Annotated in this window: 16 protein-coding genes; 8 read left to right on the top strand and 8 right to left on the bottom strand. The window is 66.2% G+C overall.

Annotated elements, in window-relative coordinates; translation table 11 throughout:
- Positions 1-24: 24 nt before the first annotated feature.
- Positions 25-1611 (bottom strand): MFS transporter, encoded by a 1587-nt coding sequence (locus BN2156_RS18940; RefSeq protein ID WP_090516522.1) that lies wholly within the window; start codon positions 1609-1611, stop codon positions 25-27.
- 40 nt (positions 1612-1651) lie between these two features.
- Here BN2156_RS18940 and BN2156_RS18945 point away from each other — a divergent pair, with 40 nt between their 5' ends.
- Positions 1652-1969 carry a GNAT family N-acetyltransferase gene (locus BN2156_RS18945; RefSeq protein ID WP_090516523.1) on the top strand — a complete coding sequence of 106 codons (318 nt, stop codon included), beginning with the start codon at positions 1652-1654 and terminating at the stop codon, positions 1967-1969.
- On the opposite strand, the gene BN2156_RS18950 is transcribed toward BN2156_RS18945, so the two are convergent.
- Both BN2156_RS18950 and BN2156_RS18960 read right to left on the bottom strand, forming a co-directional pair.
- The gene (locus BN2156_RS18950) at positions 1966-2580 is read right to left on the bottom strand and encodes a class I SAM-dependent methyltransferase (protein WP_090516524.1); all 615 of its coding nucleotides are present in this window, start codon (positions 2578-2580) and stop codon (positions 1966-1968) included. The genes BN2156_RS18945 and BN2156_RS18950 overlap by 4 nt on opposite strands.
- 210 nt (positions 2581-2790) lie before the next feature.
- Positions 2791-3468 (bottom strand): isochorismatase family protein, encoded by a 678-nt coding sequence (locus tag BN2156_RS18960; protein WP_090516525.1) that lies wholly within the window; start codon positions 3466-3468, stop codon positions 2791-2793.
- A gap of 108 nt (positions 3469-3576) precedes the next feature.
- Here BN2156_RS18960 and BN2156_RS18965 point away from each other — a divergent pair, with 108 nt between their 5' ends.
- Genes BN2156_RS18965 through BN2156_RS18980 form a run of 4 tightly spaced genes read left to right on the top strand, consistent with a single transcriptional unit; the run spans position 3577 to position 6943 of the window.
- Positions 3577-4056 carry a MarR family winged helix-turn-helix transcriptional regulator gene (locus tag BN2156_RS18965; RefSeq protein WP_235625409.1) on the top strand — a complete coding sequence of 160 codons (480 nt, stop codon included), beginning with the start codon at positions 3577-3579 and terminating at the stop codon, positions 4054-4056.
- The gene (locus tag BN2156_RS18970) at positions 4053-4469 is read left to right on the top strand and encodes a PPOX class F420-dependent oxidoreductase (protein WP_090516526.1); all 417 of its coding nucleotides are present in this window, start codon (positions 4053-4055) and stop codon (positions 4467-4469) included. Before BN2156_RS18965 ends, BN2156_RS18970 begins: the two co-directional genes overlap by 4 nt.
- A 19-nt stretch (positions 4470-4488) precedes the next feature.
- Entirely contained in the window at positions 4489-5460 is a 972-nt protein-coding gene (locus BN2156_RS18975) for a phosphotriesterase family protein (protein WP_090516527.1), read from the top strand.
- Position 5461: 1 nt separating this feature from the next.
- Entirely contained in the window at positions 5462-6943 is a 1482-nt protein-coding gene (locus tag BN2156_RS18980) for an AMP-binding protein (protein ID WP_090516528.1), read from the top strand.
- On the opposite strand, the gene BN2156_RS18985 is transcribed toward BN2156_RS18980, so the two are convergent.
- Positions 6906-8024, bottom strand: a complete 1119-nt coding sequence (locus BN2156_RS18985; RefSeq protein ID WP_162490931.1) for an acyltransferase family protein — start codon at positions 8022-8024, stop codon at positions 6906-6908. The two genes, BN2156_RS18980 and BN2156_RS18985, sit on opposite strands and share 38 nt — an antisense overlap.
- 235 nt (positions 8025-8259) lie before the next feature.
- On the opposite strand from BN2156_RS18985, the gene BN2156_RS18990 reads away from it, so the two are divergent.
- Positions 8260-9450: a cell envelope lipid trafficking protein PgfA gene (locus BN2156_RS18990; protein ID WP_090516529.1), complete on the top strand. Its 1191-nt coding sequence runs from the start codon at positions 8260-8262 to the stop codon at positions 9448-9450.
- A 23-nt stretch (positions 9451-9473) separates the two neighbouring features.
- Positions 9474-11168: an MmpA family trehalose lipid delivery protein gene (locus tag BN2156_RS18995; protein ID WP_167346317.1), complete on the top strand. Its 1695-nt coding sequence runs from the start codon at positions 9474-9476 to the stop codon at positions 11166-11168.
- Positions 11169-11398: 230 nt separating this feature from the next.
- Here BN2156_RS18995 and BN2156_RS19000 read toward each other — a convergent pair whose 3' ends face one another.
- A complete protein-coding gene (locus tag BN2156_RS19000) occupies positions 11399-11854 on the bottom strand; it encodes a hypothetical protein (protein WP_235625410.1) in 456 nt (151 codons plus the stop codon).
- Complete coding sequence (locus BN2156_RS19005; RefSeq protein WP_090516530.1) at positions 11851-12129, bottom strand: hypothetical protein; 279 nt, start codon at positions 12127-12129, stop codon at positions 11851-11853. Before BN2156_RS19005 ends, BN2156_RS19000 begins: the two co-directional genes overlap by 4 nt.
- A gap of 153 nt (positions 12130-12282) precedes the next feature.
- On the opposite strand from BN2156_RS19005, the gene BN2156_RS19010 reads away from it, so the two are divergent.
- Complete coding sequence (locus tag BN2156_RS19010) at positions 12283-14370, top strand: UvrD-helicase domain-containing protein (RefSeq protein WP_090516531.1); 2088 nt, start codon at positions 12283-12285, stop codon at positions 14368-14370.
- A 24-nt stretch (positions 14371-14394) separates the two neighbouring features.
- Here the strand turns inward: BN2156_RS19010 and darG are convergent, their stop codons facing one another.
- Together darG and darT are read right to left on the bottom strand one after the other, a co-directional pair.
- Positions 14395-15447, bottom strand: coding sequence for a type II toxin-antitoxin system antitoxin DNA ADP-ribosyl glycohydrolase DarG (gene darG / locus BN2156_RS19015; RefSeq protein WP_090516532.1), 1053 nt, complete (start codon positions 15445-15447; stop codon positions 14395-14397).
- Between the two features lie 18 nt (positions 15448-15465).
- Complete coding sequence (darT, locus tag BN2156_RS19020) at positions 15466-16104, bottom strand: type II toxin-antitoxin system toxin DNA ADP-ribosyl transferase DarT (protein ID WP_090516533.1); 639 nt, start codon at positions 16102-16104, stop codon at positions 15466-15468.
- Between the last annotated feature and the right edge of the window lie 23 nt (positions 16105-16127).

Consider the following 16127-nt stretch of genomic DNA (forward strand, 5'->3'; position numbering starts at 1 on the left):
ATTCTAGTGTGAGCGGCCTCACAGTCAAGGAGTCTTTACGGCGATCAGGTGGTGGGACACCGGCTCACCCTCGACCCAGCGCTCGACCGCCTGCTCGATGAGCAGGTCGTTTCCGGTCAGCCGGGTGCGGTGCTGCCGCACGTGCTCATCCCACGACCGCACCACGAACGCCTCGACGAACACGCGGTCGCGCTCGACGGCGCGGAACAACCGCCACTGGGTGGCTCCGGTGCGCTGACGGGACCGGCCGAGCACACCCATGGCGGCAAAGAACTCCTTTTCGTGTTCGGGCTCCACCCGGTAGGAGGTCAGTACCAGGACCGGACCGTCGGGCGGTTCCGGCTCGAACACCAGGGCGGGTTCGGGCCAGTGTGCCGACGGGGTCAGATCCAGATCGCCGGTACGTGCGTGCAACGGCCACCACCACGCCGAGACCGCACAGAACACCAGCAGCCCGGCGCTGATCAGCAGCGCCGTGACGGTGTTCGTCGCACCGGCGACCAAGCCCCACACCAGCGAACCGATGGCCTGGCCGCCCATGAAGGTCAACTGGTACACCGACAGCCCGCGGGCCCGCACCCAGGCCGGCAGGCTCAACTGCATCGAGGCGTTGAGCGTGGACAACGCCAGCAGCCAGGACGTACCGCCGATGACGAGCGCCGCCAGGACGATGCCGAAATTGTGTACCAGCGCCAGAACCGCAGTGGCCCCGGCGAATCCGAACGCGGCGACGATCAGCAAGGTGTTCAACCCGAAGGCGAACTGCAGGCGGCCCAGGACGAGCGCGCCGAGCACCGCCCCGACCCCGAGCGCACCCAGCAACAGCCCGTAGCCGGACGAGGACAATCCCAGTTGCCTCTCGGCGATGACCGCGAGCAGGCCCCACAGTGCGCTGCCCGGCGCGATGAACAACACCGCCCGCAGCAGAATCCGCCGGATGATCGGTGACCTGCGGATGAACCGGCCGCCGGCGCCGAGGGCGGCCAGCGGCCGCTCGGCCGGCAGGAACTGCTCGGCGGCGGGGCGGCGCCACAGCAACAGCACCACGACGATCCCGGCGAACGACACCGCGTTCAGCGCGAACACCAGTGTCGGACCCGACAGCGACACCAGCGTCCCGGCGATCGCCGGCCCGATCGCCCTGGCACCGTTCATGCTCATGCTGCCCAGCGCGGCGGCAGCCGGAATCTGCTCGCGGGGAACGAGATCCGGCTGGATCGCCTGCCAGGCCGGTGCGGTCAACGCCTGCCCGCAGCCGACCAGGAACAACAGGGTCAGCAGCACCGTCGGCGTGGCCAGCCCGGCGCCGGTCAGCGTCGCGAGCGCGGCCACCCCGGCCGCCATCGCCCCCTGGGTGGCGAGCAACAGCCGACGCCGGTCGACCAGGTCGGCGAGCACACCCGACGGCAGGGCCAGCAGCATCACCGGCAGCGTCGTCGCGGTCTGCACCAACGGCACCAGCACCGGGGCCCGCGGGTCCCCGACCAGCATCCACTGCGCGCCCACCGTCTGCATCCACGTCCCCAGATTGGAGACGAACTGGGCAATCCACAGCGCCCGGTAGATCGGCGACGCCAACGGCGCCCACGTCGACGTTGCTCGGTCCGCCATCTCACCGATCGTGCCAGTGCCTCTGCGGCATAGTGGGGTCATGGCTGAAGTCCGCAACAATCCCGAAGCGCGCCATTACGAGATCACTGTCGACGGCGAGCATGCCGGCCTGGTGGCCTATGTCGACTCCGGCGACCAGCGCATCTTCTACCACACCGAAATCGACGACAAGTTCGGCGGCCGTGGGCTGGCAGGCGAACTGGTGTCGGCGGCACTGACCGACACCCGCGCGGCCGGCAAGCGCATCGTCCCGGTCTGCCCATACGTCGCCAAGTACGTGCAGAAGCATCACGACTTCGACGACATCCTCGACCCGGTCACCCCGGAGGCGCTGGCCGTCGTCGAGGCGGCCAACTAGACCTTGCTGGCGGTCACCAGGAATCCGGGCAGCTGTGTGCGGCCGTCCGGCATCACCGCGTGCAACTGGGCCGGGCGGATCTCCTCGACCTGCCACTGCCGCGAAACCACTTCACGCAACTGGTCTTCGGTGAACTGAGTGGGGCCCGGCCCGTTGTGCTCGCCGAATGCGCCGGTGCCGAACGCCAGGATGTAGAACCGTGCCCCGGTGGCGGCCGATCGATGCATCGAGCGCAGGTAGCCGTCGCGAAGTTCGTCCGGCAGCGCATGTAGCAGCCCGCTGTCGAAGATCGTGGTGAACCGCCCGTCGTACCCGGTGAGCGACGAGATGTCGGCGGCCGCGAACGTGACGTTGGTGAGCCCCCGCTGCTCGGCGGCCGATGCCGCGGCGGCCACCGCCGTCGGGCTCAGGTCGATACCGACGACGGAGTGGCCGCGCGCCGCCAAGGCCAGCGCGAGTTCGGCATGGCCGCAGCCGGCGTCGAGCACTTCACCGCGAACGGCACCGTCGGTGTCGATCAGCGCGGCGTATTCCGGTTGCGGCGCACCGATACTCCAAGCCGGCGTCTCTTCGGCCCGGTAGGCCTGGTCCCAGTCGATGCGATGTGTCATCGTGTTACTCCTTGTCGTAGGCGAACTGAATGCCGGCGGTGCCGCCGGTCTCGATGAAGAGGTTCATGAACTCCGGAACCGTCTCAGTTCGCGCCTAATCCCGTTGCAGCTCGCAGAACAACTGCGGGACGCTGATCAGCTTCGCTCCAGCCTGTTCGATCCGGCGAAGGGCAGCCTTCATGGCAGTTTCCTTTCCCGGTGAATCCGGCCTCACTTGGCGGCGGCCAGTTGTCGTTCGGCGTCGGCGCCGGCGCCGCCGGTAGCTTCGGCCTGGGCCCGGCCGTACGACTCGATCAGCAGCTGGTAGTTGGTCATTACGCCGGAGTACAGCTCGGCGAACTCGGCGGCGTCCGGACGATTCCAGCTGCGCTGCACCTCGCTGGCCACCGCCGCGGTGTCGATCGGGATGGCTCCGGCCTGGACCAGGCGGGCCACCGCGGTCTGCTGCGACACCTTCGAGTACGTGCCGGAGGCGTCGATCACCGCATACACCTGATAGCCGTCGGCCAGTGCGCTCAGCGCCGGCTCAACCAGGCAGACCGAGGTGATCACCGCGGCGACGATGAGCGTCTTGCGTCCGGTGGCGGCGACGGCCTCCCGGAACGCCGGGGTGTCCCATGCGTTGATCTCGCCGTTGCGGTGGACGTAGGTGGCGTCGGGAACGATCTGGTGAATCTCGGGCATCAGCGGACCGTTGGGGCCCTGGGGCACCGACGCGGTGGTGATCACCGGGATACCGGCGATCTTCGCGAGCTTGGCCAGGGCCACCGCGTTGCGGCGTACCTGGCCGAACGGCTGGTCGTTGACGACCTGGAACAGGCCGGACTGATGGTCGATCAGCAGCATGACGGCGTCATCGGGATCGATCAGGCCAAAGGTGGTGGACATCTCCGCTCCTTCATGTAGTTAAAATTTGTACTATTGGAAACTACGGAGATTCCAGGTTTATTTCAAGCAACGAGAGAAACAGGTTAAAGTTCGAACCAACTAGAGGAGGTGAGAGCCCTGGCAACCCAACTGTCCGCAGCACAGCAACGCGCCTGGCGTCCCTACATCGAGGCCAGCCTGCGGCTGGAGACCCTGCTCGATGAACGACTCCGCGAGTCCACGGGCCTCACCCTGATCGACTATCACCTGCTCATGCTGCTGTCCGACGCCCCAGAACACCGGCTACGCATGAGCGAGCTGGCGGAGAAGATGGTGTTCTCCCGCAGCCGCATCACCTATCAGATCAACTCCATGGCCAAGCGCGGCCTGGTACTTCGCGAGCCGGTGCCGGAGGACCGCCGCGGCTATCGCGCCGTGCTGACCGCCACGGGTCTCGACGCGCTGCACGACGCCGCACCGCTGCACTCCGAGTCGGTGCGCGAACTGTTCTTCGACCACATCCGCACCGACGAACTCGATTGTGTCGAGAGGGTATTCGCCCGCCTGCACGCGAACCTGCAACACGATGAAAGCGAGCAGTCCCCATGACATTCACCGAGGCAGAGCTGGCCTACTTGCGGGAGCAACCCATCGGGCGGCTGTGCACGATCGGCCGCAACGGCGACCCGCAGATCCGGCCCGTCGGTGTCCACCTGGGCCCCGGCGAGACCGGCATCGACGTCGTCGGCCACGCCCTGGCGTCAACGCAGAAGTGGCGCAACGTGCTTCGCAACTCTCAGGTGGCGTTCATCGTCGACACCGTCCTCTCGGTGCGTCCGCCTGACGCTCGCGGAATCGAGATCAGGGGCACGGCAACGGCGATGCCCGGTGCCGGCACCACTGACGGCGGACTGAGCGGCGACATCATCCGGATCGTGCCGCGCCGGATCGTCAGCTGGGGCCTCGACGGCCCGGGCACGACCGCCAGAGACTGGCCTGAATCCCAGCGCGCCAACGACTGATCGGCCTAGCATCGGCACCGTGCCGACTGTGAACACCGCGCGTGGCGCCATCGATACCACCGACCTCGGCACCACGCTGATGCACGAGCACGTCTTCATCATGACGACCGAGCTCACCCAGAACTACCCGGAGTCCTGGGGCGATGACGCCAGCCGCGAGGCCGATGCGATCGCGCGGCTCACCGAGCTCAAAGCCAACGGTATCGACACCATCGTCGACCTCACGGTGATCGGGCTGGGCCGCTACATCCCGCGGATCGCCCGGATCGCCGCGGCGACCGACCTCAACATCGTCGTCGCCACCGGCTTCTACACCTACAACGACCTGCCGCTGACCTTCCACTTCAACGGGCCCAAACCGGGCCGCCCTGATCCGATGACCGAGATGTTCGTCCGCGACATCGAAAAAGGCATTGCCGACACCGGAATCAAGGCCGCGATCCTCAAGTGCGCCACCGACGAACCCGGCGTCACCTCCGGCGTCGAGCGGGTGCTCCGAGCGGTCGCCCAGGCCCACCGGCAGACCGGGGTGCCGATCTCCACCCACACCCACGCCGCCAGCCGACGCGGCCTCGAACAGCAGCGCATCTTCGCCGAGGAGGGAGTCGACCTGTCCCGGGTGGTCATCGGCCACTGCGGCGACACCACCGACATCGATTACCTCGAGGAGTTGATCGGCAACGGCTCCTACATCGGCATGGATCGCTTCGGCGTGGACGTCTTTCTCCCCTTCGAGGAGAGGGTCGCGACGGTGGCCACCATGTGCGAGCGCGGCCACGCCGAGAAGATGGTGCTCTCGCACGACACCTGGTGCTACTTCGACGCGCTGCCCGACGAACTGACCGCCCAGGCCCTTCCGAACAGCCACTACCTGCACATCCACAACGACGTGCTGCCCGCGCTTCGTGAGCGCGGGGTCACCGACGAGCAGATGACCACGATGCTGGTGGACAACCCACGCCGGATCTTCGAGCACAAGGGCGGCTACTGAGATGACCGACGCCATTCCCACGATCCCCGCTCAGGTCACCGAGCTGGCGGTCACCGGCCCCAACCGACCGGCGGTAACCTGCCAGGGCATCACCCTGACCCGGGCCGAACTGGACCGCTCCACCAATCGCCTGGCCCGCGCCTATGCCGAACACGGTGTGCGCCAAGGTGATTACGTCACCATTTGTTTGCCCAACTCGATCGAATGGGTACAGGCCACGCTGGCCGCCTGGAAGCTCGGCGCGGTGCCGCAGCCTCTCTCACCCCGGCTGCCGGACTCCGAATTCGCCGGAATCCTCGGGTTGCGCCCGCGGGCGCTGGTGGTCGGCCGCGACGCCGGTGAAACACCTTGGGTACCGGCCGGTTTCACCCCTGACGCGGGCCTGTCCGATGCCCCGCTTCCCGAAGCGGTCGCACCCACGTGGAAGTCGATGGCTTCGGGCGGCAGCACCGGACGCCCGAAGCTGATCGAGGCGGGCAGCGACAGCCGGGTGCCGGCCCTGATCGGCGTCCCACTGGGCGCCCAACCCGACGACGTCACGCTGATGTCGGTACCGATGAGCCACAACACCGGCTTCACCACGTTCGCGATCACCTTGTTGCAGGGCCACCATCTGGTGCTGATGCCGCGTTTCGACCCGGCCGAGTTCCTGCGGCTGGTCACCGACCACCGCGTGACCTTCCTGACCACGGTGCCCACCATCATGCAACGACTGCTGCCGGTGTACCGCGCCGACCCGAAAGCCTATGACCTGTCGAGCATTCGGCGGTTCTGGCACGTCGGCGCCCCCTGCCCGCCCGCGGTCAAACAGGCGTGGATCGACCTGCTCGGCCCCGAAGCACTGTGGGAGCTCTACGGCGGCACCGAACTGCAGGCGCTGACCTTCATCTCCGGCGAGCAGTGGCTGAGACATCCGGGGTCGGTCGGCGTGGTGGTGGCCGGCGAGATGAAGGTGCTCGACGACGACGGACAGGAATGCCCGCCGGGCGTGACCGGTGAGATCTACATGCGCCCCGGCCCCGGCAGCGCACCTACCTACCGTTACGTCGGCAGCACCGCCAAGAGCCGCGACGGGTGGGACTCACTCGGAGACCTGGGGTATTACGTGGACGACGGGGCCGAGCGGTTCTTCTATCTCAACGACCGGCGCGTGGACATGTTCACCGTCGGCGGCAAGAACGTGTACCCGGCCGAGATCGAGGCCGCGCTGGCCGAACATCCCGACGTGCTGTCCTGCCTCGTCGTCGGGGTACCGCACGAGGACCTGGGCCAGGTGCCGTACGCACTGCTGCAGGCCGCCGGCTCAGAGCTTGACGCCGCGGCGGTGCAGGCCTTCCTCGGCGAGCGCCTGTCGGGCTACAAGGTGCCCGAGCACGTGGAGTTCGTCGACACCCCGCTGCGCGACGACGCAGGCAAGGCGCGTCGCACCGCGGTGCGGGACGAGGTCATCGCGCGGCTGGCGCAGGCTCAGGCTCGTCGGTGATCGAGCTGTCCAGAGGCGGCACCGGCCGCTCATTGCGGTACTCCCAGCGCCGCAACGCCTCCCGGCACGGTGACTCCACCAGCGCGTAACTCACCGCGGCCAGCGCGAAGCCGAACACCAGGGTCAGCACCAGCACGATCAGCATCTGCCCGTTGAACAGGAACTCCCCGATCATCGGGAACACCATGGCCAACGCCGCCAGATGCCAGACGAACAGTCCGTAAGACCAGCGGCCCAGCGTGACCATCACCCGGTTGCCCAGGATCGGGTGCGCGGTGTCGGGGTGATCGAGGACCAGTGGAGCCAGCAGGGCGCCCGCGACGATCGCGCCCATCGCGGTCTTCAGCGTGACCTGGCCGACCGAGCCCGGGCGCAGCCCTTCCAGGCCGGCCAGCGGCGAGGCCGCGATCCCGAACGCCACCGCGGCGATGACTGCCATCAGCACCCGGCGCCGGGCCAGCCGGTGCACCCAGCCGAATGGGCTCACCGTGAGTTCAGCCAGCACCATGCCCGCGGCGAACCAGGAGAAGAATGCCGGCGGCCAGTTCCACGGATTGAGCCCGGTGGTGCCGTCGAACGGGATGCGCACCCACAACAGGCTCAGCGCCGCCAGCGCCATGATCACGCCGATGCGGGCGCGCACCGGCAGGCGTCGCGCCAACAGAGCCAGCACCGGCAACGCCAGATAGAAACTGACCTCGACCGACAGGCTCCACATCTGGGTCAGCCCGGCGGTCAGCGTCAACGGCACATAGATCTGGGTCAGGGTCAGGTTCGCCAGCCAGACCGTCAGATCGGCCTTGGCCTCCGGAAGCAACAGGATGATCACCACCACGGCCACCACGTAGCCGGGCATGATGCGCACGATGCGGGATCGCAGGTAGTGGCCGGTGCGCGGGCGGGGGCGCAGCCCGCGGGCGGCCGCGGCGTGACCCCGCCACAGCAGAAAACCCGAGAGCGCGAAGAACACCGCGACCGCCAGGTCGAACCGGCCGAAGAACCGGCCGGTCACCCCGGTGGTGTGCCCGGTCTGGAAGGCGACGTGGGTGAGCACCACACCCATGGCCGCGCAGGCGCGCATGCCTTCGACGGCCGGGAGAAAACTGCGTGTTCCCCCGACTTGCTCCGAACCGGTGTCCGGGTCCGATGCTCCGGTCGCCACGGCGACCAGTGTGCCGCGCCGTGGCAACCCCGCCAAACTGCGGGTCAACGCACCCGCGCGATGTCACCGGAGTAAGTGATGGCCTTAAATAGTGCTGTTAGGGTCGAACGGGTTTGCCTCACGACGAGTTGGCCCACACTGAAGGAGGCCCGGTTTGAACCGCGCAGTGGCGCTGCGTATCGCGGCATGCGGACTGATGGGGCTGGGAGCAGCCCTGCTGATTGCCGCACTGTTGCTGACCACCTATACCAAGGGCAAGATCGCCAAGATCCCGCTCAACCTGGATGCGAGCCTGGTCAGCGAGGGGACCGCGACCGCTTTCGATCCGGAATCGCTGGTGGCCGAGAAGTTCTCTGTGGACCGCAACGTGCCGGTGGCACTGCAGCAGCAGGTCAGCGTGGAGTCTCCGTCGAACGCCGAGGTGGTGACGCTGCAGGTGGGCAGCACGCTGAAGCGCACCGACCGGCAGAAGGACTCCGGCCTGCTGTTGGCGATGGTCGACACCGTCACCATGGACCGCAGCACGGCGCTGGCCGTGTCCAGCGACAACAACCCGGGCGGGGCGCTGCAGAAGCCCCGGGCCATCGAGGACGAGAAGCCGCCGACGAATGTCGCGCTGCCGCACGAGGGCCTGACCTACCGGTTCCCGTTCGACACCGAGAAGAAGACGTACCCGTTCTTCGACCCGATCGCGCAGAAGCCGTTCGACGCAAACTACGACGGTGAAGAAGACGTCAACGGATTGACCACCTACCGGTTCATCCAGAACGTGGGCTATGACTCCGACGGCAAGCTGGCCGAGCCCGTGAAGTACTCCTCGCTCTACGAGGACGACGCCGACAGCTCGGTCACCGCAAGCGCGGCGATGTGGGGTGTGCCCGGCGAACCCGACGAGCGGATCACGATGGACCGCTTCTACGCCGCGCAGCGCACCTTCTGGGTGGACCCGATGTCGGGCACCATCGTCAAGGCGCAGGACCACGGCTATCAGTACTACGCACGGGACGCTCTCAAGCCCGAGGTGACCTACGTCGACTACAAGGTCACCTACAACGAGGAGACCGTGGAATCCCAGGTCGCGGCTGCTCAGGACGAGCGTGACCGGGTGTCGCTGTGGACCCGCGTCCTGCCGATCACGTTCACCGCGCTGGGCCTGCTGGCCTTGGTCGGTGGCGCGGTGGTGGGTTCGTTCGCGGTGCGCGCCGAGTCCACGCTGATCGATCCCGGCCTCGACACCGCCGACCACGGCTTCTTCAACACCCAGGGCTTCCAAGTGCCCGGCGCCGAGGCCAAGACCGAGAAACTACCGGCTCAACGGCCGTCCGACCTACCACCGGACCGGTAGATCTGCGTCTTCGCTCCGCCCTGCTGCCGGCCTACGCGCTGGCACTGTCGTTACTGGTAACCGGGCCCCTGCTGGGGCCCGGTTATCTGCTTTTGCGCGACGCGGTCTCCACCCCGCGCTCGTATCTGACCGATGCGGCGCTGGGACTGACCGAGGCCGCGCCGCGGGCGCTGCCCCAGGACTTCTTCGTGGCGCTGACCTCCGCCGTGCTCGACGGCGGGGTGGTCGTCAAGGTGTTGTTGGTGGCGGGCCTCTGGCTGGCCGGCTGGGGCGCCGCGCGGCTCGCCTCGACAGTCCTTGGGTCCGGTCCACCCGGCCAGTTCCTCGCGGCGACTCTGGCCATCTGGAATCCGTATGTGGCCGAACGACTGCTGCAGGGGCACTGGAGCCTGCTGGTCGGCTATGGCTGCCTGCCCTGGGTGGCGGTCTGTGTGCTGCGGCTGCGCACGATGCCGGGCGCTGCGGCGGCGTGGGGCCTGCTGTTCTGGATCGCGTTGGCCGGGTTGACGCCGACGGGCCTGATGCTGGCCGCCACGGTCGCGCTCGTGTGCGTCGCGGCCCCCGGCGCCGGATGGACGCGGCTGCGGGCCTGCGCCCTCGCACTCGGGGCCGCTGTCCTTGCCGCGACACCCTGGCTGGTGTCCGCAGCCGTCGGTGGAACAGTGTCCTCGCCGGAGTCGGCGGCCGGCGTCCACGCCTTCGCCGCCAGAGCCGAACCCGGCCTGGCCACCCTTGGCAGCCTGGCCGGCCTGGGCGGCATCTGGAACGGCGAAGCGGTACCCGATTCGCGCACAACGCTTTTCGCGGTAGTGGCGACTGCCGTGCTGCTCGGCATCGTGGCGCTGGGTCTGCCGGTGGTGGCGCGCGACCGCGCGGTGCTACCGCTGCTGGTGCTGGCCGCGGTGGCGGTTCTGATCCCGGCGGCGATGGCCACCGGCCCCGGGCTCGCGTTCGTCGATGCGACGATCCGCGCCGTTCCCGGCCTCGGCGTGCTGCGCGACGGGCAGAAGTGGGTAGCCCTGGCCATGCCCGGCTACACACTGGCCGCGGCTGCCGCTCCGGTGACGCTGCGCCGGTTGCGGGTGCCGTTGGCGGCTTCGGCCGCGGTGGGTTGTGCGGCGCTGATCGCGGTGTTGCCCGACTTGGCCTGGGGTGTGGGCAATCAGATGCGCGCGGTGCAGTACCCGGCAGGCTGGGCGGCCGCGGCCGCCCACATCAACGCCGACCCCCGACCGGTGGTGGCCCTCCCACCGGACAGCATGAGGTTGTTCTACTGGACCGGTGCCGCACCGGTGCTCGATCCGCTGCCCCGGTGCCTGCGCGCCGAGGTGCTCTCGACCGGCGATCTGGTGATCGGCGGTCAGGTGGTACCCGGCGAGGGAACACGCGCCCGCGAAGTCCAGGATCTGCTGCGTTCGGGCGCCGATCGCCGGACAATGGCCGACGCCGGTGTCGGCTGGCTGGTGGTCGAAACCAATGGTGTGCCTGCCGAACTGGATCTTCCGGTGGCATATCGGGATGGCGATATCGCCGTGTACCGGATCGGCGGCGACCACCCCGCCTCACCTCACCGAGGGGTGTTGATCGCGGCGCATCTGGTCTGGCTGCTGGCCCTGATCGGCGGGGCGGTGGGGATGGCGGTCAGCTTCTGGCGGGGACGCCGGCGGCGTGGATCGCGCGAGACCTTACCGTGGCAAAGGAAACCGAGACGGACGTAACTGGTGATCCAGCGGGAGGCGCCCCGTTCATCCGTGATAGCTTTCAGATCGCGTTGCCTTCTGATTTGCTGGTTTGATGTAGCGCAGCAAACGACTCTTTAGGAGTCCTTCGGCCAGTATCCCAAGCCTCGAGCGCCTGCTCCGGAGAAATGTAGGACGCGAAGAATAACGGCCTTGGCTTGCAAGCGTTCACCGACGAACGTGTCGGCCTGAACAAGCCCGTCGGCATATCAGCGAAAGTCCTCGGCGTGCTCCGCAGCGGCCTTGTTCCGCTCGACGATCGTGGTGATGTCCCACCTACGGGCGTCGGTCACCAAAAGGTCTTCGTCGACGTTGAACCCGGCATCCTCGGCCGCTTTGATCGCGGTGACTACCTCGGACCGGGCGGTGGTGACGTCGCGGCGGCCGTTCTCGGCGATATCGGCGGCCTCCCGCAGGACAGTGCTCTGATTGCCGACCACCACGCAATCAGCGGTCACCCGATCCAGGGCCGCGTCTTTCGCATCACCCTCCCAGGTGGTGCCACCCGGTGAAGCGATGTTGGTGCGGTGCTGAGCGAACGCACCCTCAGAACGAGTGGCTGCCTGCCGCCACTCGGTCGCCGCGGTGTCCAGATAGGAGGTGTCCCAGTTCTCGATCTTCGACCGGGTCAACCCTGCGCTGTCATCGGAGGAAGCTGGACTCACACGGTCACCGTGATCGCATCGTGCCCGTCGGAGTCGGTGCTGTCATAACGGGCACTGCTGACCGAGAGGTCGCCGGCCTGACCCCTCATCAGCTCCCGCTGACGCTCCCGCATTCGGGTGAGCGCCGCGTTGACCGCGGCGACTCCGGCCGCGCTGGATTGCGAGGATGCTGGGCTGCAGGCCTGTGCGCCGCTCAGTTCGGTCGCCGCGACGACATCGCTGCTGGTGGCCGCGACCCGCAGGCCGCCAGCATCGACTTCGAGTTCGTTTGCCATGCCAATCCCCCAACCGGCTAACACGCTGATCGCGAGGTTACCGCATCGTGCGTACCCGGTTAGAAGCGATGCCGCCCTACCCACCTGTTAACCGAGTGAAATTCGTTAGATTGGTTTCTGCTCCATCTCTCCGCTCAGATTGGACAGTCAGCGTTGGCGAAGCTCGGTATCGACAAGGACTTTCTGCTGGAATTCGCAAAACTCGATCGCCCGGTTGCGGCGAAAGTTCGCGACGTCTTCGGCAAATTCGCCGAGGCGACACACACTGGAATCCACCTGGAGCCGATCAAGGCTGCCCGGGACAAGCGGTTGCACTCAATCCGGATTGACAAGTACTGGCGCGGGGTGGTTCTGAAACTCGACGACGGAGATTTCTACATCCTGCTGACGGTGCGCGGGCATGATGAGGCTTACGACTGGGCCGCCAGACGGACAGTGGCGGTGAACCCTGCAACAGGCGTCATCGAACTGCGGGACGTCACAGCCCTGCAAGAGCTCACGGAACGCCAACCCGAGTCCACTGATTCCGCGCCGCTTTTAGTTCACGTCAAGGACAGCACACTCACCCGGCTCGGAGTCGATGAATCGGTGCTGCAACTTGCCCGCACCCTAACTGATACAGCTCAGCTCGAAGCCGCGAAACCATTCGTGCCACAGTCGCAATGGGATGTTCTCTATGGACTTGCCGCCGGCCTTTCCCCAGACGAGGTATGGGCAGAGGTTGCGGCGCTTACCCCGCAGTCAGTGGATACCACGGATCTGAACGCAGCGGCTGAACGCACTCATAGCCGCATCGTCGTCGTGGACGGGCCGGAGGAGTTGCTGTCCGTGTTTGATCGCCCGCTCGACTGGTGGCGGGTCTTTCTCCACCCGTCTCAGCAACTGCTTGCCGAGAAATCGTTCTCCGGCCCGGCTCGGGTAACCGGAGGACCCGGGACAGGCAAGACCGTGGTTGCACTGCACCGTGCGTTCCGACTGGCCGAGCGCAACGACGGGCGCGTACTCTTCACCACCTTCACGTCAACACTGTCAGCGGCGCTGGATGCCGGGCTGGTCCTGTTGTCGGATTCACCCGGACGTGAATCGAACGTGCGCAACCGGATTGACGTGGTCCACGTCGACAAGCTGGCCAACCAGATTGTGCGTGACGAGCATGGGTATCTCACCATCCTGGACGAACAGCAGCAGTCGGAACTATGGCAGGAACTGATCAACCAGCGCGGCGCCGGGTTCACCGCGACGTTCCTCGGCCTGGAATGGCGCGACGTAGTGCTCGCACAGAACATCGAATCCCTTGAACAGTATCTTGATTCGCAACGGTCCGGCCGAGGACTCGCCCTCTCAGGCCGCCAACGTCAGGCGGTGTGGGCACTGATCGAGGACTTCGAATCAGCGCTCCGTGAGCGGAAGCTATGGACGCATGAGTCGGTTCTCCGTGAGGCCTATCGGATTTCAGCGCGGAATGGCACCAAGCCATTCCGCCATGTTGTCATCGACGAAGCTCAAGATCTGAGTCCAATGCAATGGCGACTGCTGCGCGCGATCGTGCCGCAAGGACCAGACGACATGTTCATCGCGGGCGACTCGCACCAGCGGATCTATAACAACTACGTGAGCCTGCGAACGCTCAACATTCGGATTTCAGGGCGATCCAGCCGATTGAAGATCAACTACCGAACAACCGCCGAAATCCTTGCCTGGAGTCTCGGCATGATGCGCGGCGAACAGATCGACGACCTCGATGACGGGCTCGACACCCTGGCGGGTTGCCGCTCGGATGTACACGGTGCCCCGCCGACACTGCGTGGCTTCACGACGAGCAAGCAAGAGTTGTCCTACATCGGCGACACCGTCCAAGGCTGGCTCGACGGCGGGGTGGCGGCGAACGAGATCGGAATTGCCGCCCGTACCAACTCCTATGCCGACCGAATCGCCGAGGAGTTGACGGCAGCGAACATCGCTGTTCAGACACTGCCGAACTCTGATCAGGCCGCAGTGGCGGTGGGAACGATGCACCGGATGAAGGGCCTGGAATTCCGATGTGTTCTCGCCGCCGGAGTCAGCGATAGAGCTGTTCCGCTGCCTAAGGCAGTCCGGTCCTCTGACCTCGACAAGCGAGCGTACGCCATGGATCTGCTCCGTGAGCGCAGCCTGCTGTTCGTTGCCTGCACCCGTGCGCGGGAGGACCTGGTGGTGACATGGAACGGTAAGCCGAGCCCGTTCCTGGATGGCCACTTGTAACGGCGCGTGCGACCGAGCGCCAACTCAGACCCTCGGTGTCAATTCCCGCTCGCGCAACGCATTCCAGGCGGTCTCGATATGCTCGGCGGTGAACGTCAGTTTCTTCCTGGGTGTCCACCGGTGTACCTGCTCGACGGCTTCGCGCCAGTCGCCTGCAGCAGCCGCATCGTGTGAGGTCACCCAGTGCACCGATGCCAGGAGCTCCATGCCATAGCGTGACTCGAATCCGTCGATCATCTGCATCACCCGATCGACCCGTTCGCCGGTCTGCACATGGTCGGCGAGAACGCGGTCGGCTTCCTCCTCGGCGCCAGGCAAGGTCTTCATCGCCTCGGCTTCCAGAACGGGCGCACTTGCATCACCGTACCCAGTGATGAAATGCCCTTCGACTGTGGACAATACGTGCCGTAGGCTGTCGGCGTACGGACCGTAACGGCCCGGCTCGAACTTGAGATTCAACGGCTCGCCAGCTTCCTGCAGGAAGTACATCAGCTTTTGCATCTCGACCGGCGTAGCCCCGACCGCCAAGCGCGAGTACTGCGCCAGCAATGACACCAGCGATGCGCGGCCGACAGTCATCTTTGGCCGCACAGTTGCGTTGGGCATTTCCGATGCGGCCGGTGCGCCGTGTGGCGGATAGATCTTGACGTCGACGCCAGGCAGGTCTGCGAATGCGTTGACGATGAGCGGCTTCACGTCCGTCCAGTTCAGTCCGCCGTTGCCGCAGCCGAGTGGTGGAATCGCAATGGACGTGATCTCACGTTTCTGCACCACCGCAACCAGGTCGGCAAGGCCCGCGACAACGTCCGGCAGCTTCGAGGGCGCACGCCAGTGGCCTTTGGTCGGGAAATTGATGATGAACCGCGGCCCGTCCAGGGCACCTGTTTCCCAGATGTGCATGTGCCCGAGTTGCACGTCCCCGGCTTTGCAGGCCCGCGCATACTCCTTGAACATCGCGGGGTAGGCCTTCTTGAACTGCAGCGCGATGCCTTTTCCCATCACGCCGACGGTGTTAACCGTGTTCACCAGGGCATCGGCATCTGCTTGCAGCAGGTTGCCTTCCTCGCTGGTGATCATGGCGGTATCTCCACGTGGTTAAAAGTAGAACTCGGGTCTGACATTAATGGGTGGGCTGTCAATGGCCACACTATCGAGGATATGGCGGGCGCGAGCCGCCCGGGCGGCATCGAATACCGCGATCCCGCTGAGGGCTGACCATGGCACGGCGCGGTGCGCCAAACATTCAGCCATCCGACGCTCTTTGCGGTCCGGGTCGTCATCGGTGTTGGACCAATAGGTCGCCTTCATCAACGTCCAGTCGACCAACGTGTCGAGGTCGGATACCTGAACGCTGTGTCGAGCCAGTTCGAGCACCGCGTTGCGGTCAGTGAAGACGAGCGACAACCCGGCCGCCTGAAGCTTCTCAACCGTCGTCATGAGATAGACGACGTCGTGTGAGTCGCCGGTGAACGACGGAACCCCACCCGCGTGGATCGAGAAGAGCATCGGGCTGCGAGAGGCGAAGTAGAACGGCACGTAATCGGCCACGACTCCTCCCGGAGCTACCTTGATGGCGCGATGCCTGCGCCTGGCCTTGATCGACGGTTCCCCCACCTCGGTGACGCACACCCCGTCGTCCGCGTCCGAATCGCACCGCAGGCCTTCTGTTGCGATTCGAGCCAGGTTGTCGAGGTGGGTGAAGTGGGCAACCGTGGTGGGGACCGGGCGGGGCATCGTTCAATCCACCGGTAGCGTGG

It is taken from the genome of Mycolicibacterium neworleansense, from assembly GCF_001245615.1.
Classification (GTDB): domain Bacteria; phylum Actinomycetota; class Actinomycetes; order Mycobacteriales; family Mycobacteriaceae; genus Mycobacterium; species Mycobacterium neworleansense.

Excerpts from the sequence above, each read along its gene's own strand:
- BN2156_RS18940 (WP_090516522.1), bottom strand. The coding sequence starts at position 1,611 with ATGGCGGACCGAGCAACGTCGACGTGGGCGCCGTTGGCGTCGCCGATC.
- BN2156_RS18945 (WP_090516523.1), top strand. The coding sequence starts at position 1,652 with ATGGCTGAAGTCCGCAACAATCCCGAAGCGCGCCATTACGAGATCACT.
- BN2156_RS18950 (WP_090516524.1), bottom strand. The coding sequence starts at position 2,580 with ATGACACATCGCATCGACTGGGACCAGGCCTACCGGGCCGAAGAGACG.
- BN2156_RS18960 (WP_090516525.1), bottom strand. The coding sequence starts at position 3,468 with ATGTCCACCACCTTTGGCCTGATCGATCCCGATGACGCCGTCATGCTG.
- BN2156_RS18970 (WP_090516526.1), top strand. The coding sequence starts at position 4,053 with ATGACATTCACCGAGGCAGAGCTGGCCTACTTGCGGGAGCAACCCATC.
- BN2156_RS18980 (WP_090516528.1), top strand. The coding sequence starts at position 5,462 with ATGACCGACGCCATTCCCACGATCCCCGCTCAGGTCACCGAGCTGGCG.
- BN2156_RS18985 (WP_162490931.1), bottom strand. The coding sequence starts at position 8,024 with ATGCGCGCCTGCGCGGCCATGGGTGTGGTGCTCACCCACGTCGCCTTC.
- BN2156_RS19005 (WP_090516530.1), bottom strand. The coding sequence starts at position 12,129 with ATGGCAAACGAACTCGAAGTCGATGCTGGCGGCCTGCGGGTCGCGGCC.
- darG (WP_090516532.1), bottom strand. The coding sequence starts at position 15,447 with ATGATCACCAGCGAGGAAGGCAACCTGCTGCAAGCAGATGCCGATGCC.
- darT (WP_090516533.1), bottom strand. The coding sequence starts at position 16,104 with ATGCCCCGCCCGGTCCCCACCACGGTTGCCCACTTCACCCACCTCGAC.